Here is a 25,518-nt window from a genome sequence, read left to right on the forward strand (position 1 = left end):
GGTTATACCTTTGTCAAACAAAATAAGTCCAAGGTTTCTTTCGCACGTATGGGTTTTGCTGGCGGAACATCCCGCACCATATAAGGTTTCGATCGCTCTCGGTGCTCAGGATGCCGTTGCTGCAGCACGTGCAGCGGTCGTTCAGGGGCATCAACGTGATAAGATCCCGCGTCACCTCGGCCAGTGGGGTCTCCGGGGTCAAGGATTCACATTGAGGTAGGGGGCAAAAAAAGGGGGGCGAAAGTTCGCCCCCCGGGTGAATCTGGCAGATGCGGCCCCGGTTTAGTGGGCGCCGTTCCCAAAGGCGAGGATCATGAGCAGCAGCAGGCTGATGCCGATGAAGAGGGCGGTAAAGCCGAACCCTTTGACCAGGAAGTCATAGGCCACGCCGCTGGTCTTCTTGCAGGCGTACTGTTCGATGATGCCCAACTCCTCGTAACGCTTCCACTGATCGCCGCGCTCCTCAAGCATCTCTTCCTTGCCGATCTGGCCATTGAAGATGACGAAGTCCATGGGGAACTTCTCCGGACGGCCATGGGTGTTGAAGAAGTGGACCGTGAAGATGAAGCCGGTTGCCAGGAGGGCCTCGTCAGAGTGGACGATGGTCGCTACGTTGAACACCCAGCCGGGCAGGAACAGGCCGAAGAATTCCGGGAACCAGAGCATCAGGCCCGATCCGCCGATGGCGAACATACCCCAGAAGACCGCGAGAAAGTCAAACTTTTCCCAGTAGGTCCAGCGCTCGAAGGTTGGCTTCGGCCCTTTGAAAAAGAACCATTTCAACATCGCGCCGACATCCTTGATGTCACGCAGATTGGGGCAGAGCGAGTCAGGGCCGAACAGGCGCTGGATCGGATTCCCCTGTATACCCTTCTTGAAGAAGAGGAAATTGATGCTCATGACGATCGCCATGCCGAAATAGACGAAGGTGATGCCGGCGCAGATCCGGTGGATGAAGCCGGCATGGGCCGAACCGCCGTAGAGATTCATCAGGGAGATGGCCCAGTGCTGGGTGCTGAACTTGAGCGGCAGGCCGGTCAGGGAGAGCCCCAGGAAGCTGGTGATCACCAGGATGTGCATGAAGATATGGATACGGTTGAAACGACGGTACTGTTTGTGGGCTTCCGGTACGACATGGTGGTATTCGCCGCTGGCCAGTTTGGCCGCTTTTTCCCTGTTTTCCACGAAGCCGCGGAACATCCAAAGCAGGGTGTGAATCCAGAAGACAGTAAAGGTGCCCAGCAGCAGACCGGTCATTCCGAGGAAGGTGTAGTACAGGATCGGATACTTCTCCCGGTCGGTATGCTCACCATGGGCATAGAACTTGGTAAAGAGCGTGGTCGCCTTGGCGTGGCACTTGGCGCAGGTGTTTACCAGGTTGGCCGGATTGACGCTTGAGTTGGGGTCATCCTTGGGGAGCACCGAGTGTCCCGTATGGCAGTCGGCGCAGCCCGCGACCTTTTCGGGGAAACCGAGGCGGTAGTTCTTGCCGTGGTAGCTCTCCATGTAGGTCTTGACGGCAACGTTGAAGACGTTGTTGCGCTTCATCATCTCTTCGTTGCTGTGACATTTCAGGCAGACCTTGGTGTGGAATTCCCGGTTGGAACGGCTCTTGGGATCTCCCAGGGGTTTGATCTCGTGCAGGCCATGGCAATCATTGCAGGCGGCGGAGTCCTCATTGCCGGCGGCAACCGCCTTGCCGTGGACCGATTTCTGGTAGACCGACTCCTTGTCGTGGCACTGGACACATTTGGCGACGACGAGGCGCTTGTCGTTCTTCCAGTACTTGTGGACGTGGATATCGGTATGGCAGTCGGCACACATGACACCCTTGGCAATGTGGACGCTGGCATAATGTTCGGCGTTCTGCTTTTTATGGCAGCGCTCGCACTGGACCTTCTGGACCTTGATCTCTTTTCTCATGTGCTTGGCGAGATCGGTGATATCCACATGGCAACTGGTACAGGCATTTTTGCCATGGACCGACTCGGCAAACGCCCGCACGGAAATCTTGTCACCGTGGCAGCCCAGACAGGTGGCCGGGTCGATCGCCATTCCCTGCTGGGCCAGCGACGGACCGACCCAGACCATTAGCAGCATCAGAAACGGCAGCATACGACAGAAAACAAACTGCATAACAGTGCTCCTCCATACCAATAGGGTGTAATGAAGATGGGTGTATAAATTTAATATACACTACACAACAGAAAGTTCTAAATCAACGAAAATTGAATACTGCATACACACTTTCTGAACGGATGCAGCGAATAAAGAAGATGAAATTACAACAGGATAAAGGAGGTCCCCAACATCTGCATTAACGGTGCCCACGTAAATCACGACTCATGACGGCAACTTCCGTTGCGGCATCCCGGTCGTGCCCTTGCCCATGCGCCGGGTCACCGGCCGACGGATGGCGTCAATGTATACCTAACCTCCCGAATTTACGACCCTTGGCAATGCTGTGCCCTTGACTTTGCCAAGTGCTTTTGTTAGCTTGCCAAAGTAACATCTCGGTTCGTCGAAAAAACTCTGCCGCTGAACATAGCTTCAGGGCAAATCCGGAGTGCCTCACCATGTACAAAAAACTCTTTATCCCCGGCCCCGTGCCGGTCCATCCCGACATCCTCGCCGCCATGGCGACCCCCATGATCGGTCACCGCACGAAGGAATATGCCGAAATGCATGAACGGGTGACCTCGGGCCTGCAAAAGATCCTGGCCACGGAAGGGAAGGTCTTCCTGGCCACCTCCAGCGCCTTCGGGGTCATGGAGGGGGCCATTCGCAATCTGGTGGGAAAACGGTGCGCCAACTTCTGCAACGGCGCCTTCTCGGACAAGTGGCACAATGTCACCCTCCGCTGCGGCAAACAGGCCGATGCCATCCGGTTCGACTGGGGCAAGCCGGTTACGCCCGAGGCGGTCGAACAGGCCCTGTCCACCGGCCTGTATGACAGCATGACCATGATCCATAACGAAACCTCGACCGGAGTGATGTCTCCCTTGCCCGAAATCGCCGAGGTGATGCGCAAATTCCCGGATGTCATGTTCATCGTCGATACGGTTTCCTCCATGAGCGCCTTGAAGATCCCGGTGGATGAACTGGGCATCGACAGCTGCATCTTCGGGGTGCAAAAGGCCTTTGCCCTGCCGCCGGGTCTGACGATCTTCACCGCCAGCGACAAGGCGCTGCAACGGGCATCGACCATGGAGGGCCGCGGCTATTACTTCGATTTTACGGAGTTTGCCGCCAACGACGCCAAACACAACACCCCCTCCACACCCTGCATTTCCCAGATCTTCGCCATGGACCGCCAGTTGGAGCGAATCTTTGCCGAAGGGTTGGAGACGCGCTGGGCGCGCCACCGGGACATGGCCGAGTATGCCCGCCAATGGTTGACCGACCGCGGTTTCGGACTTTTCCCCGACCGGGAATACTGTTCGCTCACCCTGACCTGCGCCCGCAACAGTCGCGGCGTCGATCTGGCCGGATTGAAAAAGGGACTGGCCGAAATAGGCTTTGCCTTTGACGACGGCTATGGCAAAATTAAGGGTGAGACCTTCCGTATCGCCCATATGGGGGACATGACCCGCCACGACCTGGAGGAACTCTTTAGCGCCATTATCAGCATTATGCCCGACCTGGCCTGAAATTCGCCCCTTGCGCCGGCCCGGTCCCGCACCGATACACAGGAGGAACATGCCATGAAGTGCCCAAATTGCGGTAACAGGACATCCTTGAATCTTGACATGCATTCCGGTGGATTTTCTTCCGACGAATCGCCGCTCAAGGAGTGCGGCGTCTGCGGGCTTGTCTGGCGGGTCAAGACCGAGGCGGGCGAGATGAAGATCGACATCATCAAGCCACCCGACAAGAAAAAATGAAAAAAGCCCTCCTGGCGGAGGGCTTGATGGTGCTGCGTTTTTTTGTGCGATGCCGTCTGGGGCTGACGCTCAGCCCGGCGTACTATTCCTTTTCAAAGGCATCCTTGCCCGCGCCGCACAAGGGGCATGTCCAGTCGTCGGGCAGGGACTCGAAGGGCGTTCCGGGAGGAACGCCCCGGTCGGGATCTCCCGTGGCGGGATCATAGACATATTGGCAGATGGTGCAGATCCAACGTTCCATAGCAATGCTCCTTTGTGATAGAGATTATTCCCAGCTGATACACTGGACGGGACAGCCGTCGATAGCCTGCTGAATATCCTTTTCAGGGGCGCCGGATGGGGCGAAGCATTCCGCCTTCCCGGAACTGTTGAAGCGAAAGACCTCAGGGCAGGTCGAAATACAGAGACCGCAACTGATGCAACTTTCCTGATCCACAACCGGTCGTTTCATTGGTAACTCCCTCCCGAATCCTGGGGAGGTATTGTAGCAGCTTCAAGACGGATGTCAACCAAGCGGGAGAAAACGATGATCTTTGATGCGGTGGTAGTCGGGCCCCTGTCGGTCAACTGCTTCATCCTGGGGTGCGAAGAGACCCGCGAAGGGGTGGTGGTCGATCCGGGCGGCGATGTGGAGCGTATCATCCAGACGGTTCAACGCCATGGGCTGACGATACGGTATATCATCAACACCCATGGACATTTCGACCATGTCGGCGGCAACCGCGAGGCGGTGGCGACGTTCAAGGCCCCGCTGCTGATCCACCGGGAGGATGCCCACTTGCTCGGCCTCGTTGCCGAAGTGGGGCGCATGTACGGTATCCAAGGCGAGAACTCCCCGGCGGCCGACGGTTTTCTCACCGATGGGATGGAGATCGAGTTCGGGACCCACCGCCTGAAGGTGCTGCATACGCCGGGCCATACCCAGGGCGGGTGCTGTCTCTATCTGGCCGAAGAGAGCAAAGTCATCACCGGCGACACCCTGTTTGCCGACTCCATCGGCCGGAGCGATCTCCCCGGCGGTTCCCACGACCAACTCCTGGCCTCCATCCAAGCCAAGCTCTTTACCCTGCCGGACGATGTGGCCGCCTATCCGGGGCATGGCCCCGAGACCTCCATTGGCCATGAAAAACGCCATAACCCCTACTTCTGAGGACCATGACGATATGCTGAAGGATACGCGGATTGTACTAGGTGTTACGGGGGGCATTGCCGCCTACAAGGCGGTGGAGTTGCTGCGTCTTCTAACCAAGGCCGGCGCCCGGGTGCACGTGGTCATGACCCGTTCGGCACAGGAGTTCGTCACCCCCCTGACCTTCCAAACCCTCTCGGCCAACCCGGTGCACAGCGAACTGTTCAACCTGATCGCCGAGCAGGAGATCGGGCACATCTCCCTGGCCGACCGGGCCGACCTGTTTGTCATTGCCCCGGCCACGGCCAACGTGATCGGCAAGATCGCGGGCGGCATCGCCGACGACCTGCTCACCACCACCGTCATGGCGACCAAGGCGCAGGTACTGATCGCCCCGGCCATGAACGTCAACATGTACACCAATCCGATCTACCGTGAAAACGAGGACAAGCTGCGCCGGCTCGGCTACCTTTTCGTGGCGCCCGAAACCGGCGCCCTGGCCTGCGGTTGGGAAGGGGAGGGGAAACTGGCCGCGCCGGAGACGATCTTCGAAGCGGTTGTGGCGGCGCTCAGGCCCGGCGACCTGGAGGGGGTGACCGTCATGGTCACGGCCGGTCCAACCCGGGAGGAGATCGATCCGGTCCGTTTCATCAGCAATCACTCGTCGGGCAGGATGGGCTATGCCGTGGCACGGGCCGCCCGGCAGCGCGGCGCACGGGTGATTCTCGTCAGCGGCCCTACCGGGCTTGCCGCCCCGGCGGGCGTCGAGCGGATCTGCGTGGAAAGCGCCCGCGATATGCAGGCAGTCGTGATGGAGCATGTCAAGGAATGCATGGTGGTCGTCAAGACCGCGGCGGTGGCCGACTATCGGCCGGCCGAGCGCAAGGGGGACAAGATCAAGAAGCAGGCGGCCGAGATGACCCTGACGCTGGTCAAAAACCCGGATATCCTGGCGGAACTGGGACGCCTGAAGAAACGTCCGTTCCTGGTGGGCTTTGCCGCGGAGACCTCCCGCCTGGAGGAGTACGCCGCCCAAAAGCTTGCGGAAAAGAATCTGGATATGATCGTGGCCAACGACGTCAGCCTGGGGGATGCCGGTTTCAATGTGGACACCAACCGGGCGCTCTTCCTCTTCAGGGACGGCTCCCGCCAGGAATGCCCCCTGATGTCCAAGGATGAACTGGCCAACCGCATCCTGGACCAGATCGCCTCACGTCTCCCCGCCCAGCGGCGGTAGGTCAGGTCCGCGCCACTCACCCCCGGTACAATTCCTTCAGCAGTTCCGGTTTGTGCAGCGCCTGCCGCAGTTTGTGCTTTAGCAAATCCACCTGTTCCAGGCCATCGGCCTTGGAGATCCGCCCATTTTTATAGAGGAGCCGCAGGTTCTTCCGCAGGGCATCCGCAGCAGCCAGAGCTTTTTCCCCCGTCGGGTCCGTCATCAGGCATTCCGATTCTTCGGGATGGTGGAGAAAATCAAAGACCGCCTCCTCGGTCAGGGTCATGTATTCATCCCGATCGCTCTCCGCCAGGGTGTAGCGGGAGTTGTCCGACAGGGTCTGCATGACCTTCTGCCATTTTTCCAGACGCGACAGGAGCATGATGGAGTTGAAGATGCGCTTGTTGGTGCCGAAGGAGAAGAGGGTGTTGGTCAGAACGCTGCGCAGCATGGCGTCGTTGGCGTGCTGGTCGGAGCGGCAGATTTCCCGCGCCCGCTCCCAGACCGCCTTGTCCGCAAAGGTCTCGAACCGCATCTCCCAGTAGGTATGTTTCATGGTCACCGAGGCGAATGAGCGCATGATCTTGTAGGGAACGAAATAATTGTGGGCAATGCCGTCCGCCGCCAGGTGGGAGAGGTAGCCGTAGGCGCAGGCCTTTTCGCCGTCGCTGTGGGCCGCCTGCAGCACCTTCTGCCCGATGCGCCAGCGGTGGCAGTTGAGCAGGTAATGGGTATATTTCTTCCCCACGATGATGTCGGCCGCGATACAGCCGTAGAGGTAGTCGCGGGGGTATGCCCCCAGAACCGCCCCAATGGCGGGGGGCAGGGTGTCGAGGGCGGACAGCACGCTCAGGCCCGCCTGGAGATGGATGCCGCCGCCCCAGGCGTGAGCCGCATCGGGGACGAGCACACCGCAGATGGTCAGCAACAACACGAATGGAAACATGGCCTCTTTCGCTTTGACATGGCTTTGAAGGAACTGGTACAGTTCAAAAAGTATACCACGATAATGCTACCCCAGAATGGGGAATGATACAACACAAGGGATAGTAATGGCTCAATCGTTCAAGGCAGTGGCGGCATCGTCCCTGCGGGAATACCTGTTGACCATTCAGGAAAGCGGCCTGGACGGTCTTCCTGTCGCCGCGCCCCCTGCAACGATGCCGCAAACGGCAGCGGTACCGCAGACGGTTGCGGCATCACCGGCAGCGGCAGAGAGCGGAGAGCCGCCCCACGACCAGAAGCATGAATCCCTGGAAAAGATCCGGAAAAGCCTGGGTGACTGCCAACGCTGCAAGCTGGCGAAGGGGAGGCAGAATCTGGTGTTTGGCGTGGGCAACCCCCAGGCGCGGCTGGTGTTTGTGGGAGAGGGGCCGGGGGGTGACGAGGACCGGCAGGGGGAGCCGTTCGTGGGTGAGGCCGGGCAGGTCCTGAACCGCATCATCACCGCCATGGGGCTCGAGCGGGAGGACGTGTATATCTGCAACGTCGTCAAGTGCCGTCCGCCCGACAACCGTGACCCGGAGGCGGACGAGATTGCCGCCTGCGCCCCGTTCCTCCTGCGGCAGTTGCAATCGGTCCAGCCCGAGGTGGTCGTGGCGCTGGGCAGGTTCGCCGCCCAGACCCTGCTGGGCACCAAGGAGGCGATCTCAAAGCTGCGCGGCAAGTTCTGCGATTACCACGGCGTGCCGGTCATGCCGACCTATCACCCCTCCTACCTGTTGCGCAACCGGGGCGATTCGGGGCCTTTCTGGGAGGTCTGGGAGGACATGACCCAGGTGCTGCGGCTCCTGAAGCTGCCGGTGCCGGAGAAATCGCGAAAAAAGTAGGCGTTAGACTTATTGCCAATTGCACCAAGGGCGACCCGTTGGGATCGCCCCTACGTTTTATTGGATTTGCATCTGGCACATGTAGGTCAATATATATTTCCGTAGGGGCGACGCCAACGGCTCGCCCGCCTTTCGGTGCAATATGCTAAAGTCCGTACCACCTTCTGACCACAAAGACCCCCTGCCGCTTCCCCGGTGCCGGCCACGCATCCAGGGGTCGGCGGGTCCGCATGATCTCCGCCAGCCGTTGGCGCAACGGTGTCCTCACCACCCCCCCATTGCCGGGCTTGCCGCACTCCAGGCGGCTTTCGATGGTCGTATCCCGGTCCAGGACGATGATCACATGGCCGTTCCAGACGAGCAGATCGAGCGGTTGCAACTTCTCGGCGATCTCCCGGGCGCTTTTCCCCTCCACGGCCACCCCGGTGCCGTAGGCAACCAACTGGGATGTGTTGCGGGGCGTCCATCCGTTGGTGGCTTGGTAGAGCAGCCCTGAACAGTCCAGCCCGGCCAGGGCGAGGCGACGTTTGGCCCTGTCGTCCCATGACGCCTCGGCAGGGTAGAGTGTCCCGAACAGGGCGTGTGCCCCCTCCCGGAGGTTGCCGCCCCACACGTAAGGGCTGCCGACGGCCTCCCGGAGCGCGGCGATGATCCGTTCCCGGGGCGGCAGGATTCGGGAACGTGCCGGGGGCTGTTCGTCGCGAAGTTCGATGAAGCGGCTGTCCACATACAGCGAGATGCCGGCCGGGGCGGGATAATCGTCGGTCTCCACCCGGTAGACGGTGGCCCCGGTCCCCGGAATCGTTTCCCGCACCCTGAAGACGGTCCCCGGCAGGGCGATGAACTCCATCTCCCGCACCTGGCCGCAGCGGTCGGTTTTCAGGGACCTGCCGTCCGCTCCTCCAAAGATGCGGCTGAAAGCCGGGCTGTTCAGCACCGGCGCCGCGCTCCGGGCCACGCCGTAGGAAGCGGCCCCGCTGGTGCCGCTCCAGCCGAGAAGCATCATCAGGATGACGGGAAGCGGCCGCATCATGCCCTGCCCCCCCTGCTGCTCAAGGCCTGCCGGACCAGTTCCTTCTGGGCTCCGGTAAGGCGCGGCACGGAGAGCAGTTCCCGAAGCGTACCGGGGGGCAGCCCCGGCAGAAGCAGGGTAAACCAGATGACCGGTGTCCGGGGGTTCTTGAGGAGCGCCAGGCGGATATTTGGTTTGTTTTTCCAGCGGCCGTTCCGGGCGATCATGGAGATGGTTTCGGCATGTGACGCCGCAGAGGTGATGAACTGGTGAACCGCTCCCTCTTTCAGGTGCGGGTTGTCTAGGCAGGCCTCCACCACCGGCGGCAGCCCTTCCCGCAGCAACGCCTCCACAATCGTCGCGGTTCCCCGCCGGGCCAGGGTGAGCTTGTTGCCCAGGGGTTGGGCGGGCAGGCGTTGGATGATGATGCGTTCGGCGCACAGGCGCTGGTCGGGCGGCACGGCGGGGATGAAACAGAGCTTGATAAGGTCGAAGATATTGAGCTGGGGCAGCAGGTTGCCGGCGATGTGCACGGGGGTGTCGGGGTGGCTGGCCAGGGCGAACCTGAGCGGGTAGCTATCGCCGAAACGCCTGCCGTTATACAGGGCGGTGAAGAGCTCTCCGGGCAGGCCGCGGCGCTTCAGCAGAGCCAGCAGATGGTTCTCGTCGAGGGACCGGTTGCGCAGGGCCGCCAGCAGAACCTCGCCGTCGGATTCCTGCATGATCTCGAACAACTCGTCCTTGTCGGCCAGAAGGACCCGTTGAAGGTCGTGTGACAGTTTTTGATCACTATCCGCAAAATTTGCAGACTGGTTCATGGGGGGGTAAATCTCCTGTGGGGTGTTCCGAAGCGGCTTTCTCCGGGTGGTTTGCGCCTCGTACGTGTTCCTCTACCGGATAATGATACTGCAAACAGCCTGCCAGAGAAACAGCTTATCGGCAAACCCGGGCGGAAGGTCCATACATGCGGTTGCGCCGGGAGCGGCTTCGTGGTACAGATGGGGCCTGGGGAAATATTCCGGTGCGGGGGCAGCATAAAGGCATCCGGTTTGCACGCGTTGGAATGTTCCTGCATACTCCGGGGCGACCGGCCCGGACAGAGAGGCGGCAGAAAAGGTGCCCTTTGGCGTAAGTATCTTTCCGGCGCTCCCGGAGATAAGCGACGAGGAGCTAGAGACGATCGGTGCGATCCTGCAGAGGTGGCGCGGGTTCAGTCTGGCCGTCTATAAGGACACCTGCATGAAGCGGCGGGTGGCCATCAGAATCCGTTCGACACGCAGCAGCGATGCCGCCGCCTATTGCGACCTGCTGAGCCGGAGCGACCAGGAGCTTGACCTGCTCCAGAAATCGCTTACCATCCATGTCAGCCAGTTTTTTCGCAACCACTCCGTGTTTGAAAAACTGCGCAAGGAGGTCATCCCGGAGCTCTTCGCCGCACGGACGGATCACCGGGACGAGCCGCTCAGATTCTGGTGTCTCGGCTGCGCCGGCGGTGAGGAACCATACAGCCTGGCGATCATGCTGCGGGAATTCTTCGGCAGGGAGATCCGTCATGAGCGGGTGTCCCTGCTGGCTACCGACATTGACGACAAAACGCTCCAGGCCGCCCGGGCGGCCGAATATGACGAGGGGCGGTTCAAGGAGATGCCGGTCGATCTGCGGGAACGCTATTTTCGCCAGGACGGGCGGTTATTCCGCTTGGTTCCCGAGATCCGGGATATGGTGGCTTTTCAGCGGGGCGACATCTGCAACCCGGAAGAGTACGTGCCCAGCGACTTGGTTTGTTGCCGTAATACCCTGATCTATTTCGCGCGGCCCGAACAGGAGAGGATCCTCAACAGGATCGCGGATATTCTCAGGCCGGGTGGTATACTTGTGCTGGGCAAATCCGAGGTGCTGGTCGGCAGCTCGCGCGGCCGTTTCGCGCCGGTTTGCCGCACCGAACGCATCTATCGGCGGATATCATGAATTGAATCACGGGCGGAGGGGTGGTATGAGGATTCCCATAGGCTATAAATTTATCCTCGGGTTCATAGTGGTCGTGGCGGCGGTGGCCTTCAGCCCCCGGTTGGTCGCCCTATTCGGCTATTCTCCGGAGATATCCGGCATCCTGGGGTATGCCATGGCGCTGACCCTGGGGCTCATCCTGGGGTGGCTCTTTTCCAAGGGGTTTACGGCCAACATCAGCCGCTTGACCGAAGCGGCCGAATCCATCAGCAGGGGCGACCTGACCCGGGCGGTGGACATGCCCCCCACCCGGATACCTGACGAAACCCATGAGCTGGCCGACCTGATCAACCTGATGCTCCAGAATCTGCGCGATCTGGTGGGGCACATCAAAAAGGCTTCGGGCAAACTCACCAATTCCGCCCGGGAGATCAACTCCAACGCCCTGGAGATCAGCGCCTCCACCGAAGAGGTCGCCCAGGCCATCGAACAGATTTCCCGCGGCGCCGAAACCCAGGCTGAAATGGTGGAAAAGACCTCCAAGACCATTCGCGAGATGGCCATTTCCATCGAACTGGTCGCCTCCCGCGCCAAGGAAACCGCCAAGGCGGCCCGGGAGACGAGCCTCACTGCCCAGCACGGCGGCACCCTGGCCACCGATTCCCTGGAGCGGATGAAGGATTTTTTCGACTGCCAGGAACAGATCGGCCGACAGTTCGACGTCTTCAGCTCCAAGCTGCAGAAGGTCGGCAGGATCGCCGATTTCATCGCCGACGTGGCCCGCCAGACCAATCTGCTGGCCCTGAACGCCTCCATCGAGGCGGCCCGGGCCGGGGAATACGGCAAAGGCTTTGCCGTGGTGGCGGATGAGGTGCGCAAGCTTGCCGATGGCTCGGCCCAGTCGGCGGCGGATATCAACGAGATGATCGAAAGCCTGCGGGAAGAGAGCCATCGGGTGCATGAGATCATCCAGGAAAGCTCCCGCACCATCAGGGAGGGGAAGAAAAACATCGACGTCACCGCCACGGCCTTTCAGGAAATCCTCACGACCGTCCTGGAAACCGAACGGAGGGCCAACAGCATCGCCGACCTTTCCCAGATGCAGATGGACGGCTCGGGCAAGATGGTCAAGTCGGTGGACGAGATCGCCAAGGTGGCCGACGATAACGCCGCCGCCACCGAGCAGGTCTCGGCCGCCACCGAAGAACAGCTGGCTGCCATGCAGGATATGGCGCTGGCCACCAATGAGTTGGCAAAACTGGCGGAAGGGCTGCTGGTGGTGGTGGAACGCTTCAAGGTCGACCGCGGCGAACCGGATCAGGCATGACCCGGCACCAGCACGGATACCTCCTTTTTACCCTGCAGGGGCGGCGGTTTGCCGTCAACCTGCTGCAGGTGGCCGAGGTTGACGAACCGCCGCTCACCTGGCCCCTACCCGGCGCGGCTCCTTGTTATGTCGGTGCAATGAACTTCCACGACACCATAGTTGCGGTCATGGATCTGGCCGCCTTCCTGGGACTGCCCAGTTGCCACGACCTGGAAAAGGTCGTCGTGGCCGATCCCCGCATCGCCGCACTGGCCTTTCTGGTTGAACGGGTCATCAGGATTGCACCGCCGGAGCAGGCCACCCTGGGGGAAGCCCCGGACGATCCCTGCGCTTCCGCCTTGCTCCATCTGCCCGAAGGCGAATGCGTCCTGCTTGACGTGGCCGCCATTGCGCAGCGGGCTGCGGAAACCATAAATCCATAATCTGTTTGAAGATAAAGGTATGAGTATGACAGACGATTCACGCAAACTCCCCCCCCAGAGCCTGGAAGCGGAGATGTCCATCCTGGGGGGGGTTCTGATCGACAACGACGCCATCAACCGCGCGCTGGAGGTCATCGGGCCGGACGATTTCTACCGCGAAAGCCATCGCAAGATCTTCCGGGCCATGATACGCCTCTCCGATCAGCGCGAGCCGTGCGACCTGATCACCATGACCGACATGCTCAGGAAAGAGGGCGAACTGGAGGAGGTGGGGGGGGCGGCCTACCTGGCGACCTTGGTGGACTATGTCCCCACGGCGGCCAATGTCAGCTATTACTGCAAGTTGGTGAAGGAAAAGTCCATCAACCGCAAGCTGATCTCCGTGGCTACCGAGATCGCCACCCGCGGCTACGACGGACAAACGGACGTCAACGAGCTTCTGGACCTGGCGCAGAAGGACCTCTACGAGATCTCCGAGAACAAACTGCGGCCCCAGTACGTGCCGGTGCAGGAGATCATCAAGGATACCTTCAAGATCCTCCAGACACTGCACGACCGCAAGGAACACGTCACCGGCGTCCCCACCGGCTACACGGAGCTGGACAACATGACCGCCGGCTTCCAGCCGGGCGACCTGATCATCGTTGCCGCCCGCCCCTCCATGGGCAAGACCACCCTGGCGCTCAATATCGCCCAGTACGCCAGCGCCGAGGCCAAGAAAAAGGTCGCCTCGGTGATCTTCTCCCTGGAGATGGGCAAGGAACAGTTGGTGATGCGTTTCTTTGCCTCCATCGCCCGGGTCGATTCCGGCAAGATGCGTACCGGCCACTTCCAGGATTCGGATTGGCCCCGGCTGCAACGGGCCGCCAGCATCCTCTACGACTCCAAGATCTTCATCGACGACACTCCGGCCATCAGCGTGCTGGAGTTGCGCTCCAAGGCGCGGCGCCTGAAGCGCGAGCACGACATCGGCTTGATCATCGTCGACTACCTGCAACTCATGCGGGGCGGCGCCAATACCGAATCGCGCCAGCAGGAGATTTCGGACATCTCCCGCTCGCTCAAGGCCCTGGCCAAGGAACTGAACGTGCCGGTCGTGGCCCTCTCCCAGCTCAACCGCAGCCTGGAGAGTCGCGGCGACAAGCGCCCCATGATGAGCGACCTGCGCGAATCGGGCGCCATCGAGCAGGATGCCGACGTCATCATGTTCGTCTACCGCGAATCGGTCTATTGCGAGCACTGCCGCAAGCGGGACGGCTCCTGTACCCAGAACCATGAAAGGAATGCGGAGGTCATCATCGGCAAGCAGCGTAACGGCGCCATCGGTACGGTGGAACTGGTGTTCCTCGGCGAGCATACCCGTTTTGAGAACAAAAGCGACCGGCCCGATGCGTGATGCCGTTTCCCGGCATCTCGACGGGGCGGCAGACGTGCGTTGCGACTCCAGGAGGGCAGCATGGCAGAATTAGTGAAAAAAGGGTCCCTGGGCCATATCCTCTCGTCTTCACAGATCATCACCGAGTCGGATATCGTCAACGCCCTGGAAGAACAGAAACGTTTCGGCATCCGTTTCGGCGAGGCGCTGGTCAACCTGGGGGTCGTTACCCAGGAGGATATCGACTGGGCGCTCTCCAACCAGTTGGATCTTCCCTACATCCGACTGAAGAAGGAGATGATCGACCCGGAAGCCATTGCCCTGGTGCCGGCCGACGTGGCCCGGGCCTATAACCTCATCCCCCTGATCTGCACCGGCGGCGAACTGAACGTTGCCGTTGCCGATCCGCTCAACCGGGCGGCGGTCGAAGCGGTCGAGGCCCACACCGGTCTGCGGGTCAACCTGTCCGTGGCGCTGATCCGGGAGATCCGCCAGATGGTCGACGCGTGGTACGGCCCGGTCGGCCAGGAGCGTCTTGGTTTCAGTTCCACCGCCTTTTCCGACAAGTCCCTTGAGGCCATCAACGGCGATATCAGCGGCGACACGTTGCTCAACTACCTGATGGTTTTCATCATCCAGAATCGTCTCTCGTCCCTCTCCCTGCAACCCCTCGGCGACGAGGTGGCTATTACCGGGAAGCGGGGGGGGATCACCCGTCCCATCGGCACCCTGGCCCCCAATTACTACCCCGACGTTATCCTCCGGCTGCACAGGAGCGCCGCGATCGCTCCTCTGGCCGAACGGAACGCCATCGGCCTGCTCCCCTTTACCTACCAATCTCGCCCGGTGACCTTCCAGGTCCTGGTCATGCCGGGCCAGGGGGGCGAATACGTCACCCTGCGGACCCATGTCAGCGCCAACGTTCCTCCCCGGGTAGCCGAGCTGCATCTGCCGGTGGCCCAGGAGGCCGCCTTCAACCTGCTGGCCCGGACGAATCAGGGCATTACCTTTTTCGCCTCGCGCAACGGCCAGGAGCGGTGCCGTTTCATGGATCTCATGCTGGAGGAGGCCGATACCGCCGGAAAGAACGTCATCATCCTGGGAGAGGGGCCGGGTCGGATGAACAAGCGGTTTCCGCGCATCCCCCTGCCCCATTCCGAGGCAGGCCGGGCCCGGCTGATCATGGACGTCCTGGACCATGACCCGGATGTGCTGGTGATCGAGGACGCCACCGAGGGAATGCCTTTCACCGCCGCCTGCCGCGCCGCCATGCGCGGTAAACTGGTGCTCGCCGGCCTGGAGATACGCGGCACCCGTAATGTCCTGCGGCACCTCCTGCTCTACCAGCAGGAAAACTACTTCCTGCCGGGGTTCGTCAACGGCTTGGTCTCCTTCAAGGGGGTCCAGATCCTCTGCCCCGCGTGCCGGACCGCCTACGTTCCGCCGCAGGAGGAGCAGACCGTCATGCATCTGGACCAGCCCCCGGCCGCTTTCTACCGCACCAGCGGCTGCGACGCGTGCGGTCACAGCGGATTCAGCACGCGGCGTTTCCTGGTGGATGCGCTGGTCTTCGACGACCAATTTCTGCGGGTCTTCAAACAGTCATTGGATGTGACGGCCCTGGACAATTACCTGCGCCAGGTGGATTATTACGGTAGCGACCAGGAAGGGCTGCGGCTTTTGATGGAGGGGCAGGTATCGCCGGAGGAATATATCGCTTCGGTGGTGTTGTAAGAGGTTGTTGAAAAACAGCCATCAGGCCTTCGTCCTCGAAAGCCCTTGTGTGCGGCGTAGCAAAGCTCACGCCCCCGCAGGGCTTGTCTCGCGGGTGCGACGATCTGACTGTTTTTGAACAACCTTGGTTTTCAACAGCTTGGTAATACTGATTCCAAATCAAGGCGCTGTCTCCGTGGGAACAGTGGAGGGATTCTAACATGGCAAAGATCGATGCGCTTTTCAGGATGATGAGGGAGCAGGGGGCGTCGGACCTGCATCTCTCCACCGGGAATCCGCCTATTTTCCGTCTGAACGGCGAGATGGTGCGGCTTAACTTCAAAAGCCTGGCACATGAAGAACTCCGGGAGGTCCTGTTCGAGATCCTGGACGAAAAGCAGCGCGCCCAGTTCGAGGCCACCAAGGACCTGGACTTTGCCTACGCCGTGCCCGACCTGGCCCGGTTCCGCGGCAACGTCTTCATGCAGCACCGCGGCATCGCCGGCGTGTTTCGCATCATCCCCACCAAGATCCTCTCGGCCGACGACCTCCATCTGCCGGAGGGGGTGCGGCGCATGACCAACTTCAAGAAGGGGCTGGTGCTGGTGACCGGGCCGACCGGTTCGGGAAAATCCACCACCCTGGCGGCCATGATCGACCTGATCAATTCCACCCGCAAGGAACACATCCTGACCCTTGAGGACCCGCTGGAGTTCATCCACGAGAACAAACTGTCCCTCCTGAACCAGCGCCAGATCGGCGAGCATACGGAAAGCTTCGCCTCGGCCCTGCGCGCGGCCCTGCGCGAAGACCCGGACATCATCCTGGTGGGGGAGATGCGCGACCTGACCACCATCTCCCTGGCCATGAGCGCCGCTGAAACCGGGCATCTGGTCTTCGGCACCCTGCACACCAACACCGCGGCCAAGACCATCGACCGTATCATCGACGTCTTCCCCACCGATCAGCAGGAACAGGTGCGCGCCATGCTGTCCGAATCCCTCAAGGGTGTGGTCTGTCAGCAACTGCTCAAGACCGCCGACGGCAAGGGGCGTACCGCGGCCCTGGAGATCATGATCGGCACGCCGGCCATCGGCAACCTGATCCGGGAGGCGAAGACCTTTCAGATTCCTTCCATCATCCAGACCGCCAAGAAGGACGGCATGCAGCTCATGGACCAGCACCTGCTGGACCTGCTCAAAACCAAGCAAATCAACCCGGAAGAGGCCTACCGCTGCTCCATCGACAAGAAACAGTTCGAACAGTACCTGCCCGCCCAGCAAGGGGGGGCGCCGGGGATGCCGGGGCATTGAGGGACGAAGGCCCAGGCCCCGCACGGGGCCTTTCGTTTTGGAGCAACCCCGCGCTGCTGTTGTCGTGGGCGCACGGGGAGGGGGGCGTATGAATCATCCGGGCGTTTTCCAGCGGCTTTTGGCAGCCTCTCCCGTCATCCTGGCCGAAGGGGCGGTCATCGAACGCCTGCGGCGCATGCCCGACATCCGCCTGGACGATCAGGTGGTCAACTCGGCCCTGATCTACGACGACCGCGGACGAAGCACCCTCGGGCGGATTTGCCGCCAGTACCTTGAGATCGGCCGCAACTACGGCCTGCCGCTCCTGCTCTCCACTCCCACCTGGCGTGCCGGCCGCGAGCGTATCGCCGCCGCCGGGCTGGCCGGTCGCGACCTGAACGGCGACAATTTCCGCTTCCTGGACTCCCTGCGCCGGGAGCAGGGGGATTACGGCAAGAACGTGGTCATCGGCGGGCTGTTGAGCTGTAAGGGGGATGCCTATAAGCCGGAAGAGGCCCTGAGCGCCCCCGAGGCTTCGGCCTTCCACGCCTGGCAGGCCGAAGCCCTGGCCGCTGCCGGGGTCGATCTGCTGTTGGCCACCACCCTGCCGGCCCTGGGCGAGGCCATCGGCTTGGCCCAGGCCCTGGCGGCCACCGGGCTCTCCTATCTGATCAGCTTCGTGGCCCGCCCTGAAGGGACCCTGCTGGACGGCACGCCGCTCAAGGACGCCATCGCCGCCATCGACAGCCAGGCCTCACGGCCGCCCCTGGCCTACCTGATCAACTGCACCCACGCCTCGGTCTTCCGCCGCGCCCTCTGCCACGAGCGTAACTCGTCACCGCTGGTCAGGGAGCGGGTGATCGGCCTGCTGGCCAACACCGCCGCCTTGAGCCCGGAAGAGTTGGACAACAGCATCGCGTTGGTGGAGGAGGCGCCGGAGGTCTTCGGCGCGGCAGTGGCCGCCCTGCACGGTGATCTGGGCATGAAGGTGCTGGGTGGGTGCTGCGGCACGGACGAGCGCCATATCGACTCCCTGGCGCGGTGCCTTGCCGCCCGGTTGCCACAATTGCAGGAGGGGCTATGACTGCCGCCCCGACTCGGCCGCGCCCCGGCCGCTACCGGCACTACAAGGGGAACGAATACGAGGTGGTCGCCATCGCCCGCCACAGCGAGACCGAGGAGGAGATGGTGGTCTACCGCCAGCTGTACGGCGACCGTTCCCTGTGGGTCCGGCCGCTCGGCATGTTTCTGGAGGAGGTTCTGGTGGACGGGCGCAAGGTGCCGAGATTCCAGTGGCTGGGTGAAATTTGAACGTTGAATGTGCAAATTTTACCCACTCTTCCTGCCCAATGTCAGCGGTGGTGCCGGGATGATGGGGGACCGGTAAATTATTTTGCGAGTTTTTTCACCATCCGAGGTATAACGCAACGACGACGAATTGTCATAACCAGCGAATGCACGCTACTGCGATACATCCGCACCACGTGATCCGCACAATCGTTACAGCCAATCACATCATCATGAGGTACCCGTGGCACTTATCACCCTTCGCGACATAACCCTGGCCTTCGGCGGGCCGCCGCTCTTCGACGGCATCAACCTCCAGATCGAGCCGGGGGACCGGCTTTGCCTGCTGGGGCGCAACGGCACCGGCAAATCGACGCTTCTCAAGCTGATCGGCGGCGAACTTCCCCTGGAGGGGGGCGAGATTCAGCGCCAGCAAGGGCTCCGGGTCGCCCTGGTCTCCCAGGATGTGCCCATGGGGATCGACGGCACGGTCTTCGACGTGGTGGCCTCGGGCATGGGCAACGCGGCCGAGCTGTTGGCCGAATACCACCGGGTCGCCCACAGCCTCTCCCTGGAGGGGAGCGAGGCGCTCCTGGCGGAACTGGAGGAGTTGCAGCACAAGCTGGAGGAAAGCGGCGGCTGGAGCCTGAACCATGAGGTGGAGCGGGTGTTGAAGCGGCTGCAACTGGACGCCGAGGTCGCTTTCTCTGCCCTCTCCGGCGGCACCAAACGGCGGGTGCTGCTGGCAAAGGCGCTGATCGCCGCGCCGGACATCCTGCTCCTGGACGAGCCGACCAACCATCTGGACATCGACACCATCCTCTGGCTGGAGGATTTTTTGCTGCATCAGGTCAAGACCCTGGTCTTTGTGACCCATGACCGGGCCTTTGCCCGGCGGTTGGCCAACCGGGTGGCGGAGCTGGACCGGGGGCGGATCTATGCCTTCAACTGCGGCTACGACGAGTTTGTGGAGCGCCGGGAGGCGCTCTTGGAGGCCGAGGTCACCCGCCAGGCGCTGTTCGACAAGAAGTTGGCCCAGGAAGAGGCCTGGGTCAGGCAGGGGATCAAGGCCCGCCGGACCAGAAACGAAGGACGGGTGCGGGCCCTGAAGAGCCTGCGCGAGGAGTACCGCCAGCGCCGGGAGCGCCAGGGCACGGCCAAGATCCAGCTCCAGGAGGGGGAGCGTTCCGGCCGCCTGGTGGCGGAGGTGGAGCACGTCTCCTTTGCCTACGACGGCCGTCCGATCATCACCGACCTGACCACCACCATCATGCGCGGGGACCGGGTGGGGATCATCGGCCCCAACGGCTCGGGCAAGACCACCCTGCTGCGCCTGCTGCTGGGGGAGTTGACGCCGGACCAGGGCGCGGTCAAGGCGGGCAGCCGCCTGGAGATCGTCTATTTCGACCAGATGCGGGAACAGCTCGACCCGGACCGGAGCGTGCAGGACAACGTGGGGGAGGGGAACGACACCCTGGTGATCAACGGCAAGAGCCGCCACATCATCGGCTATCTCCAGGACTTCCTGTTCTCACCCGAACGGGCCCGCAGCCCGGTCTCGATCCTCTCCGGCGGCGAGCGTAACCGGCTGCTCCTGGCCAAGTTGTTCACCAAGCCCTCCAACGTGCTGGTGATGGACGAACCGACCAACGACCTGGACGCCGAGACCCTGGATCTGCTGGAGGATCTGCTCCTGGAGTATTCCGGGACCCTGCTTCTGGTGAGCCATGACCGGGAGTTTCTCAACAATGTGGTGGGGAGCACGCTGGTACTTTCCGGTGACGGCGCGGTCCGCGAATACGTCGGGGGATACGACGACTGGCTCCGCCAGGCCGCCGCGGAGGCGCCCGCTGCTCCCGTTACCTCCAAACCGGCACAGGAGAAGGGGCGGTCCCAGAAGGAACGCCCCCGCAAGCTCTCCTTCAAGGAGGAGCGGGAGTTGACTGCCCTGCCGGACCGCATCGCCGCCCTTGAGGAGGAACAGGGGCGGCTGCACGCCACCCTGGCCGACCCCGATTTCTATAAGTCGGCCGGCGCCGAGGTGGCCGCGATCAACACCCGGCTTGGGGAGTTGGAACAGGAGTTGGCCGCCGCCTATGGCCGCTGGGAAGAGTTGGAGGCACTGCAATAGGATACGCAACCCGGCGGCCGGAAGGCCGCCTATCACACGCGAAGCGTACGAGGAAACAATGAAAGTCACGGAAAAGCAACTCAAGGCCCGCTGCACCGACCTGAACCTGGGGCCGCTCAAGGACACCGCCTTTGGCCTGAAGATCGAGCGCACCTCCCGGGGGTACACCTGCAGCCTGGTGTACCGGGACAGCACACCGCCCGAGATACTGATCGCCGATGCCAGCGCATCGGAAGCCGACGCCTGCATCTCCGGCGTTGCCACCACCTCCACGGTCTACAAGGCCATCCAGGGGACCATTAAGCCGGAGTTCGTGCCCCAGGAGGTGTTTGTCAAACAGCATGGAGAACGCTGCCCCAAGTGCGGCTCCCGGGACATCAACCCCGGCCACATCACCTCGGCGAAAGGGGAATTGGAACAGTGGCATACCTGCGGCCGCTGTGCCACCGCCTGGCACAACCTCTACCGTCTGACCGGGTATGAACTGCCGGTGGTCATGGAGGATGGTGCTGCATCCTGATGGGGCTTGGGAGAATCGGGCCTCTGGCGTAATGCCGGTCACGGACCGGTATGGTTCCCGTGATCTATCCCCTCAATTTTGCGTATAATTATATACACCTCCTTTGATCCGGCGCAAAGCCTTCAAAGCCCCACCCGTAGCGGGATTGTCGTTTTTTTACCCCTCTACGGGTGTATGGCGTTGCAATACACCTCCCGGCGCGTGTCACCCCCCCCATCTCGGCCGCACCCTCGCTGTAAAATTATTAAATCAAGTCATGACGCTATGTTATAAGACTGGTTTTCTCCCGGCGAGTGTTTTGGCACGCACGATGCTAAATAAAGGTCAAGAGCGTAACGGATCACAAAATAAAAGGAGGACGCCATGAAAACGTTAGCTACCATTATCGGAACCATCGCACCCGCAACCGCATTTGCAGCCACCACTCCGCGTGTCGATGACAGCGGGCTCTTCGTCTGGATCTTTCTCGGCTTCTGTGCACTGATCGTCGCGGCACAGCTCATGCCGGCCATCCTGCTCATGTTCGGCATGGCGAAAGGCGTGAAGGACGTGGCCAAGGGCGAAGCAAAAACGGCGGAACACAAGGCCTAGCACAAAAATGAGGAGGTAAACATGCAACAGGACCTCAGGTGAAGGGGCCGCGAAGCGCGGCCCCTTTTTTTTGCCCTCATCCGGGCCCCGTGCTTCTCGTGTTGACAAACCGATAAAGTTGCCTACAGTAGGCGATCGAACATCCCTAGGGCGAGATTCAGGATCTGGCCGAGAATGGTCTCCGAACATTCGGGGGCGCCTGGATGCGCAGTAAGAGACAGCGGCTGTAACGTCCCTCCTGGGGCGCCATTGGAACATCCCTCTGGACAGAGTTTCCTCCCCTCTGATAAAGTAGCCACCCCTATGAAAATAAAACGTCTCGAAATATCAGGCTTTAAGTCCTTCGCCGACAAGGTGGTGCTGGACTTCCAGCAGGCGGTGACCGGCGTGGTCGGCCCCAACGGCTGCGGCAAGTCCAATATCGTGGACGCCATCCGCTGGTGCATGGGTGAACAGTCGGCCAAGAACCTGCGCGGCAAGGCCATGGAAGACGTGATCTTTGCCGGCAGCGAGACCCGCAAGCAGTTGGGGGTGGCCGAGGTTTCGCTGGTCTTCTCCACCGAGGACGGCCGGGCGCCGGCCAAATACCTGGATTATGCCGAGATTCAGCTTACCCGCCGCCTCTACCGGGACGGTGAGAGCGATTACCTGATCAACAAGACCCCCTGTCGCCTGCTGGATATCACCGAACTGTTCATGGATACCGGCGTCGGCACCCGCGCCTATTCGATCATCGAACAGGGCAAGATCGGCATGATCCTCCATTCCCGCCCGGAGGAACGGCGCTTCCTGATCGAGGAAGCCGCCGGGGTCACCAAGTTCAAGTCACGCAAAAATCTGGCCTTGAAGAAGATCGAGGGGACCCGCCAGAACCTCTCCCGCCTGAACGACGTGCTGGGGGAGATCCGGCGGCAGTTGGCCTCGTTGCAGCGCCAGGCGAAAAAGGCCGAGAATTTCCGCGCGTACCGGGACGAACTGCGGGAGATCGAACTGCTCTTCGTGGGGCGCGAATACCGTGACACCCAGGCCCGGCGCGGCGAGGCCGAACGGGAGCTGGCGGCACTCAACGAGCGTATCCGCGGGGCGTTTGCCGGGGCTGCCCTGGGGGAATCCCAGGTGGAAGAGGCCCGGCTCCGGCTGGTGGAGGCGGAAAAGCGCCTAGCCGCGACCCAGGAGGATATCTTCCGGGTCAGGAGCGAGTTCAGCGCCGCCGAGAACGGCGTGATGTTCCAGCGCAAGGAACTGGCCGCCCTGGAGGGGAGGCTGGAGCGACTTGGAGGCGAGGCCGGGGAACGGGAGAAGCGTCTGACCGAGTGTTCCGAGCGCCGGGGATTGCTGCAATTGCGCCGGGACAGCTCCACGACCGATACCGCCGCCATGCAGGCCGAGTTGCAACGGGCCGAGGAGGCGTTGGCCGGGCACCAGCAGGCCGAGGAGGAGCTCAACCGCAGGCAGGAGGCCCGGCGCAAGGAGCTGTTCGCGGCCTTGGCCGAATCGTCCCAACACAAATTCCGTTACGAAACGGCCCAGAAGCGCTTGGCCGGTCTGGCGGAACGGTTCGAGCGGCACCGCCGTGAAGAGTTGCAACTCAGGGAACGCCTGGAACTGGCCGGCCAGCGCGCCGGTGCGCTGGATGCCCAGGTGGCCGAGGCGCAGTTGGAGCAGGAACAACTCCAGGTGGAGTTAAACGCCCTGCGCGGACGGGAGGCCGAGTTGCGGCAGCGTCTGCCCGAGGTGGAAAAAAAATGGCAGTCCCGGCGGGATGAACTGAACCGCAGTTCGTCTCGTCTCCACTCCCTGCGGGAGTTGGAAAACCAGTTTGCCGGTTACGGCCAGGGAGTGCGCAAGCTCATGAAGGACGAGGGGCTGCGTTCCCGTTTCAGCGGGGTCGTGGCCGATGCCGTCGAGGCCCCGCCCGAGCTTGAGGCGGCGGTGGAAGCGGTCCTGGCGGACCGGCTCCAGTGCATACTCTGTGCGGATGATGGCGACGCCCTGGCGGCCCTGCGGTTTCTCAAGGGGAACAACGGCGGGCGGGCCGGTATCGCTCTCCCCCTGGAGCCGAGGGCGGGAACTGTCCCTGCTGTGCCGGGTGCTACGGCGCTGTCCGACCGGGTGGCGGTCAACGGGCCGTTCGGTGGCCTGATCCGGTTCATGCTGGCCAATGTCCTGCTGGTGGACGGGATCGCCGAGGCCATTCGGTTGGCCCGGCAGCATCCTGAGCTCATTTTTGTCACTCCTGATGGCGATATGGCGGCATTGGGCGGGATTGTGACCGGCGGCTCCGCCGAACAGGTACAAAAAGGGATCATCCATAAGAAGCGCGAAATCAAGGAGTTGGAAGAGACGGTGGCCGGGTTGGAGCGGGAAACCGAATCCCTGGCCAAGGAACGTGACGAACTGCGGCACCGCTCCCTGGAGGTGGCGGAGGAGTTGAAGGTCACCGGGAGCCAGCTGCACCAGGCCGAGTTGAAGCGGACCGGCCTAGCCAAGGACCGCCAGCAGACGGCCGACGAGATCGCCCGGATCGAGGAACGCCTGGCCCTGCAGGCCCTGGAGACGGCAACCCTGGACGAGGAACGGGAAGGGCTGGAGGCCGAACTGAAGCAGTCCCAGGCCCGTTTGGGGGAGACCGACGACGTCTCCCGGGAGCTTGAGCAGGAGGTGGGACGCCTGAAGGAAGAACTGGAGGCCCGCCGGAAGGATCTGGCCGTTGCCCGGGAGCGGGTCACCGCCATCCGGGTACAGACGGCCACCCTCAAGGAACAGCATGAGGCCCACCTGCGCGACATCGCCGACCTGGAACGCCAGGTGGAGGAACTCACCCGGCGCCTGGCCGCCGACCGGCTGGAACTGGAGACGGGTGGCGGCGAGCGGGTGCGTCTGGAGAGTGCCATTGCCACGGAAGCCGAGCGCCTGGAAGGGCTCGTCCGCCGTCAGGCCGAAGCGGAGAGCCTGCTGGCCGGCGTGCGCTCCGCCAGCGAAGAGGCCGCCGCGGCCCTGGCCGAGGCCGAAGCCCGGACCAAAAAGGCCCGTGAGGAGAGCGACGCGGTCCGTCAACTCCAGGCGGATCTGAACCTGCGTTTTTCCACATTGACGATGCAGGCCGAACATTTGGAACGTTCCGTGCAAGAAAATAGTCGCACCAGCATGGCCGAGGTCCTGGCGCGGCTGGAAGGGGTGGAATTCGACGAGGCGGCCCGCCGGGCGCGCCAAGTCGAGTTGCAGCGCCTCCTGGACGACATGGGCGAGGTAAACCTCCTGGCCATCGAGGAGTGCGCCGGCATGGAGGAACGCTTCAACTTCCTGTCATCCCAGAAAAACGATCTGGAAGAGTCGCTGCGCAGCCTCCAGCAGGCCATCCAGCGTATCAACCGCACCACCCGGCAGCGCTTTCTGGAGACCTACAACCAGGTCAACGCCACGTTTCAGGAGGTCTTTCCGCGCCTGTTCTGCGGGGGGCGGGCCGAGTTGCGCCTGACCAACGAGGAAGACCTTCTGGAGACCGGCATCGATATCATCGTGCAGCCGCCGGGCAAGAAGCTCCAGAATGTGACCCTCCTCTCGGGGGGGGAGAAGGCGTTGACGGCGGTGGCGCTGATCTTCTCCATCTTCCTGATCAAACCGACGCCCTTCTGTCTGTTGGATGAGGTGGACGCGCCTCTGGATGATGCCAATATCGGCCGTTTCAACGACATGGTGCGGGAGATGAGCGCCGTTTCCCAGTTCATCATCATCACCCACAACAAGGCCACCATGCAGGTGGCCGACACCCTTTACGGCATCACCATGGAAGAGCCGGGGGCGTCGCGGATCGTGTCGGTCAGGCTGCACTGAAGGTGGTGC

The 25,518-nt window shown here is 62.0% G+C and carries 23 protein-coding genes; 17 read left to right on the forward strand and 6 right to left on the reverse strand.

Going from position 1 to position 25,518, the window contains the following annotated elements; genetic code table 11:
• Window positions 1-282: 282 nt before the first annotated feature.
• Window positions 283-2,136, reverse strand: coding sequence for a cytochrome c3 family protein (locus F6V25_RS00945; protein ID WP_151126363.1), 1,854 nt, complete (start codon window positions 2,134-2,136; stop codon window positions 283-285).
• A gap of 440 nt (window positions 2,137-2,576) precedes the next feature.
• Between F6V25_RS00945 and F6V25_RS00950 the strand changes: the two genes are divergently transcribed.
• Window positions 2,577-3,650 (forward strand): pyridoxal-phosphate-dependent aminotransferase family protein, encoded by a 1,074-nt coding sequence (locus F6V25_RS00950; protein ID WP_151126365.1) that lies wholly within the window; start codon window positions 2,577-2,579, stop codon window positions 3,648-3,650.
• 54 nt (window positions 3,651-3,704) lie between these two features.
• Entirely contained in the window at window positions 3,705-3,884 is a 180-nt protein-coding gene (locus F6V25_RS00955; protein WP_149307567.1) for a hypothetical protein, read from the forward strand.
• 82 nt (window positions 3,885-3,966) lie between these two features.
• On the opposite strand, the gene rd is transcribed toward F6V25_RS00955, so the two are convergent.
• A complete protein-coding gene (gene rd, locus F6V25_RS16910; protein ID WP_149307566.1) occupies window positions 3,967-4,125 on the reverse strand; it encodes a rubredoxin in 159 nt (52 codons plus the stop codon).
• A gap of 24 nt (window positions 4,126-4,149) precedes the next feature.
• Window positions 4,150-4,335 (reverse strand): ferredoxin, encoded by a 186-nt coding sequence (locus F6V25_RS16915; protein WP_149307565.1) that lies wholly within the window; start codon window positions 4,333-4,335, stop codon window positions 4,150-4,152.
• A gap of 75 nt (window positions 4,336-4,410) precedes the next feature.
• Here F6V25_RS16915 and F6V25_RS00965 point away from each other — a divergent pair, with 75 nt between their 5' ends.
• Both F6V25_RS00965 and coaBC read left to right on the forward strand, forming a co-directional pair.
• A complete protein-coding gene (locus tag F6V25_RS00965) occupies window positions 4,411-5,034 on the forward strand; it encodes an MBL fold metallo-hydrolase (protein WP_151126368.1) in 624 nt (207 codons plus the stop codon).
• 13 nt (window positions 5,035-5,047) lie between these two features.
• Window positions 5,048-6,250, forward strand: a complete 1,203-nt coding sequence (gene coaBC / locus F6V25_RS00970; RefSeq protein WP_151127191.1) for a bifunctional phosphopantothenoylcysteine decarboxylase/phosphopantothenate--cysteine ligase CoaBC — start codon at window positions 5,048-5,050, stop codon at window positions 6,248-6,250.
• A 16-nt stretch (window positions 6,251-6,266) separates the two neighbouring features.
• Here coaBC and F6V25_RS00975 read toward each other — a convergent pair whose 3' ends face one another.
• The gene (locus F6V25_RS00975; protein WP_151126371.1) at window positions 6,267-7,175 is read right to left on the reverse strand and encodes a zinc dependent phospholipase C family protein; all 909 of its coding nucleotides are present in this window, start codon (window positions 7,173-7,175) and stop codon (window positions 6,267-6,269) included.
• Window positions 7,176-7,281: 106 nt separating this feature from the next.
• On the opposite strand from F6V25_RS00975, the gene F6V25_RS00980 reads away from it, so the two are divergent.
• On the forward strand, window positions 7,282-8,058 hold the full coding sequence (locus F6V25_RS00980; RefSeq protein ID WP_151126374.1) for a uracil-DNA glycosylase: 777 nt from the start codon (window positions 7,282-7,284) through the stop codon (window positions 8,056-8,058).
• A 145-nt stretch (window positions 8,059-8,203) separates the two neighbouring features.
• Here the strand turns inward: F6V25_RS00980 and F6V25_RS00985 are convergent, their stop codons facing one another.
• Window positions 8,204-9,091: an NlpC/P60 family protein gene (locus F6V25_RS00985; RefSeq protein ID WP_151126375.1), complete on the reverse strand. Its 888-nt coding sequence runs from the start codon at window positions 9,089-9,091 to the stop codon at window positions 8,204-8,206.
• Complete coding sequence (locus F6V25_RS00990) at window positions 9,088-9,888, reverse strand: hypothetical protein (protein WP_151126377.1); 801 nt, start codon at window positions 9,886-9,888, stop codon at window positions 9,088-9,090. Before F6V25_RS00990 ends, F6V25_RS00985 begins: the two co-directional genes overlap by 4 nt.
• A gap of 298 nt (window positions 9,889-10,186) precedes the next feature.
• Here F6V25_RS00990 and F6V25_RS00995 point away from each other — a divergent pair, with 298 nt between their 5' ends.
• The 12 genes from F6V25_RS00995 (at window position 10,187) to smc (ending at window position 25,509) form a co-directional block, all read left to right on the forward strand.
• Window positions 10,187-11,038, forward strand: a complete 852-nt coding sequence (locus F6V25_RS00995) for a CheR family methyltransferase (RefSeq protein WP_151126379.1) — start codon at window positions 10,187-10,189, stop codon at window positions 11,036-11,038.
• Between the two features lie 25 nt (window positions 11,039-11,063).
• Window positions 11,064-12,344, forward strand: a complete 1,281-nt coding sequence (locus tag F6V25_RS01000) for a methyl-accepting chemotaxis protein (RefSeq protein ID WP_151126381.1) — start codon at window positions 11,064-11,066, stop codon at window positions 12,342-12,344.
• The gene (locus F6V25_RS01005; protein WP_151126383.1) at window positions 12,341-12,766 is read left to right on the forward strand and encodes a chemotaxis protein CheW; all 426 of its coding nucleotides are present in this window, start codon (window positions 12,341-12,343) and stop codon (window positions 12,764-12,766) included. The genes F6V25_RS01000 and F6V25_RS01005 overlap by 4 nt, the downstream gene beginning before the upstream one ends.
• Window positions 12,767-12,791: 25 nt before the next feature.
• Window positions 12,792-14,162: a replicative DNA helicase gene (gene dnaB / locus F6V25_RS01010; protein WP_149307556.1), complete on the forward strand. Its 1,371-nt coding sequence runs from the start codon at window positions 12,792-12,794 to the stop codon at window positions 14,160-14,162.
• Window positions 14,163-14,222: 60 nt separating this feature from the next.
• Window positions 14,223-15,875, forward strand: a complete 1,653-nt coding sequence (locus tag F6V25_RS01015) for a GspE/PulE family protein (protein ID WP_151126386.1) — start codon at window positions 14,223-14,225, stop codon at window positions 15,873-15,875.
• 200 nt (window positions 15,876-16,075) lie between these two features.
• Window positions 16,076-17,167 (forward strand): type IV pilus twitching motility protein PilT, encoded by a 1,092-nt coding sequence (locus F6V25_RS01020; protein ID WP_149307554.1) that lies wholly within the window; start codon window positions 16,076-16,078, stop codon window positions 17,165-17,167.
• 88 nt (window positions 17,168-17,255) lie between these two features.
• Entirely contained in the window at window positions 17,256-18,230 is a 975-nt protein-coding gene (locus F6V25_RS01025) for a homocysteine S-methyltransferase family protein (protein ID WP_151126387.1), read from the forward strand.
• Complete coding sequence (locus F6V25_RS01030; RefSeq protein ID WP_151126389.1) at window positions 18,227-18,457, forward strand: DUF1653 domain-containing protein; 231 nt, start codon at window positions 18,227-18,229, stop codon at window positions 18,455-18,457. The genes F6V25_RS01025 and F6V25_RS01030 overlap by 4 nt, the downstream gene beginning before the upstream one ends.
• A gap of 220 nt (window positions 18,458-18,677) precedes the next feature.
• Entirely contained in the window at window positions 18,678-20,564 is a 1,887-nt protein-coding gene (locus F6V25_RS01035) for an ATP-binding cassette domain-containing protein (RefSeq protein WP_151126391.1), read from the forward strand.
• Between the two features lie 58 nt (window positions 20,565-20,622).
• The gene (locus tag F6V25_RS01040) at window positions 20,623-21,084 is read left to right on the forward strand and encodes a hypothetical protein (protein ID WP_149307550.1); all 462 of its coding nucleotides are present in this window, start codon (window positions 20,623-20,625) and stop codon (window positions 21,082-21,084) included.
• 363 nt (window positions 21,085-21,447) lie between these two features.
• On the forward strand, window positions 21,448-21,675 hold the full coding sequence (locus F6V25_RS01045) for a hypothetical protein (RefSeq protein ID WP_149307549.1): 228 nt from the start codon (window positions 21,448-21,450) through the stop codon (window positions 21,673-21,675).
• A 303-nt stretch (window positions 21,676-21,978) separates the two neighbouring features.
• Window positions 21,979-25,509: a chromosome segregation protein SMC gene (gene smc / locus F6V25_RS01050; RefSeq protein WP_151126393.1), complete on the forward strand. Its 3,531-nt coding sequence runs from the start codon at window positions 21,979-21,981 to the stop codon at window positions 25,507-25,509.
• Window positions 25,510-25,518: the final 9 nt, after the last annotated feature.

The sequence above is a fragment of the Oryzomonas japonica genome (assembly GCF_008802365.1).
GTDB lineage: Bacteria > Desulfobacterota > Desulfuromonadia > Geobacterales > Pseudopelobacteraceae > Oryzomonas > Oryzomonas japonica.

What these genes read in the sequence shown, in the direction of transcription:
- F6V25_RS00980 (WP_151126374.1), top strand. Translation starts at nt 7,282, where the DNA reads ATGGCTCAATCGTTCAAGGCAGTGGCGGCATCGTCCCTGCGGGAATAC.
- F6V25_RS16915 (WP_149307565.1), bottom strand. Translation starts at nt 4,335, where the DNA reads ATGAAACGACCGGTTGTGGATCAGGAAAGTTGCATCAGTTGCGGTCTC.
- F6V25_RS00955 (WP_149307567.1), top strand. Translation starts at nt 3,705, where the DNA reads ATGAAGTGCCCAAATTGCGGTAACAGGACATCCTTGAATCTTGACATG.
- F6V25_RS00950 (WP_151126365.1), top strand. Translation starts at nt 2,577, where the DNA reads ATGTACAAAAAACTCTTTATCCCCGGCCCCGTGCCGGTCCATCCCGAC.
- F6V25_RS01025 (WP_151126387.1), top strand. Translation starts at nt 17,256, where the DNA reads ATGAATCATCCGGGCGTTTTCCAGCGGCTTTTGGCAGCCTCTCCCGTC.
- F6V25_RS01005 (WP_151126383.1), top strand. Translation starts at nt 12,341, where the DNA reads ATGACCCGGCACCAGCACGGATACCTCCTTTTTACCCTGCAGGGGCGG.
- coaBC (WP_151127191.1), top strand. Translation starts at nt 5,048, where the DNA reads ATGCTGAAGGATACGCGGATTGTACTAGGTGTTACGGGGGGCATTGCC.
- F6V25_RS00985 (WP_151126375.1), bottom strand. Translation starts at nt 9,091, where the DNA reads ATGATGCGGCCGCTTCCCGTCATCCTGATGATGCTTCTCGGCTGGAGC.
- F6V25_RS00945 (WP_151126363.1), bottom strand. Translation starts at nt 2,136, where the DNA reads ATGCAGTTTGTTTTCTGTCGTATGCTGCCGTTTCTGATGCTGCTAATG.
- F6V25_RS01020 (WP_149307554.1), top strand. Translation starts at nt 16,076, where the DNA reads ATGGCAAAGATCGATGCGCTTTTCAGGATGATGAGGGAGCAGGGGGCG.
- F6V25_RS01045 (WP_149307549.1), top strand. Translation starts at nt 21,448, where the DNA reads ATGAAAACGTTAGCTACCATTATCGGAACCATCGCACCCGCAACCGCA.
- rd (WP_149307566.1), bottom strand. Translation starts at nt 4,125, where the DNA reads ATGGAACGTTGGATCTGCACCATCTGCCAATATGTCTATGATCCCGCC.
- F6V25_RS01030 (WP_151126389.1), top strand. Translation starts at nt 18,227, where the DNA reads ATGACTGCCGCCCCGACTCGGCCGCGCCCCGGCCGCTACCGGCACTAC.
- smc (WP_151126393.1), top strand. Translation starts at nt 21,979, where the DNA reads ATGAAAATAAAACGTCTCGAAATATCAGGCTTTAAGTCCTTCGCCGAC.
- F6V25_RS01000 (WP_151126381.1), top strand. Translation starts at nt 11,064, where the DNA reads ATGAGGATTCCCATAGGCTATAAATTTATCCTCGGGTTCATAGTGGTC.
- F6V25_RS00965 (WP_151126368.1), top strand. Translation starts at nt 4,411, where the DNA reads ATGATCTTTGATGCGGTGGTAGTCGGGCCCCTGTCGGTCAACTGCTTC.
- F6V25_RS00975 (WP_151126371.1), bottom strand. Translation starts at nt 7,175, where the DNA reads ATGTTTCCATTCGTGTTGTTGCTGACCATCTGCGGTGTGCTCGTCCCC.
- F6V25_RS00990 (WP_151126377.1), bottom strand. Translation starts at nt 9,888, where the DNA reads ATGAACCAGTCTGCAAATTTTGCGGATAGTGATCAAAAACTGTCACAC.
- F6V25_RS01040 (WP_149307550.1), top strand. Translation starts at nt 20,623, where the DNA reads ATGAAAGTCACGGAAAAGCAACTCAAGGCCCGCTGCACCGACCTGAAC.
- dnaB (WP_149307556.1), top strand. Translation starts at nt 12,792, where the DNA reads ATGACAGACGATTCACGCAAACTCCCCCCCCAGAGCCTGGAAGCGGAG.
- F6V25_RS01015 (WP_151126386.1), top strand. Translation starts at nt 14,223, where the DNA reads ATGGCAGAATTAGTGAAAAAAGGGTCCCTGGGCCATATCCTCTCGTCT.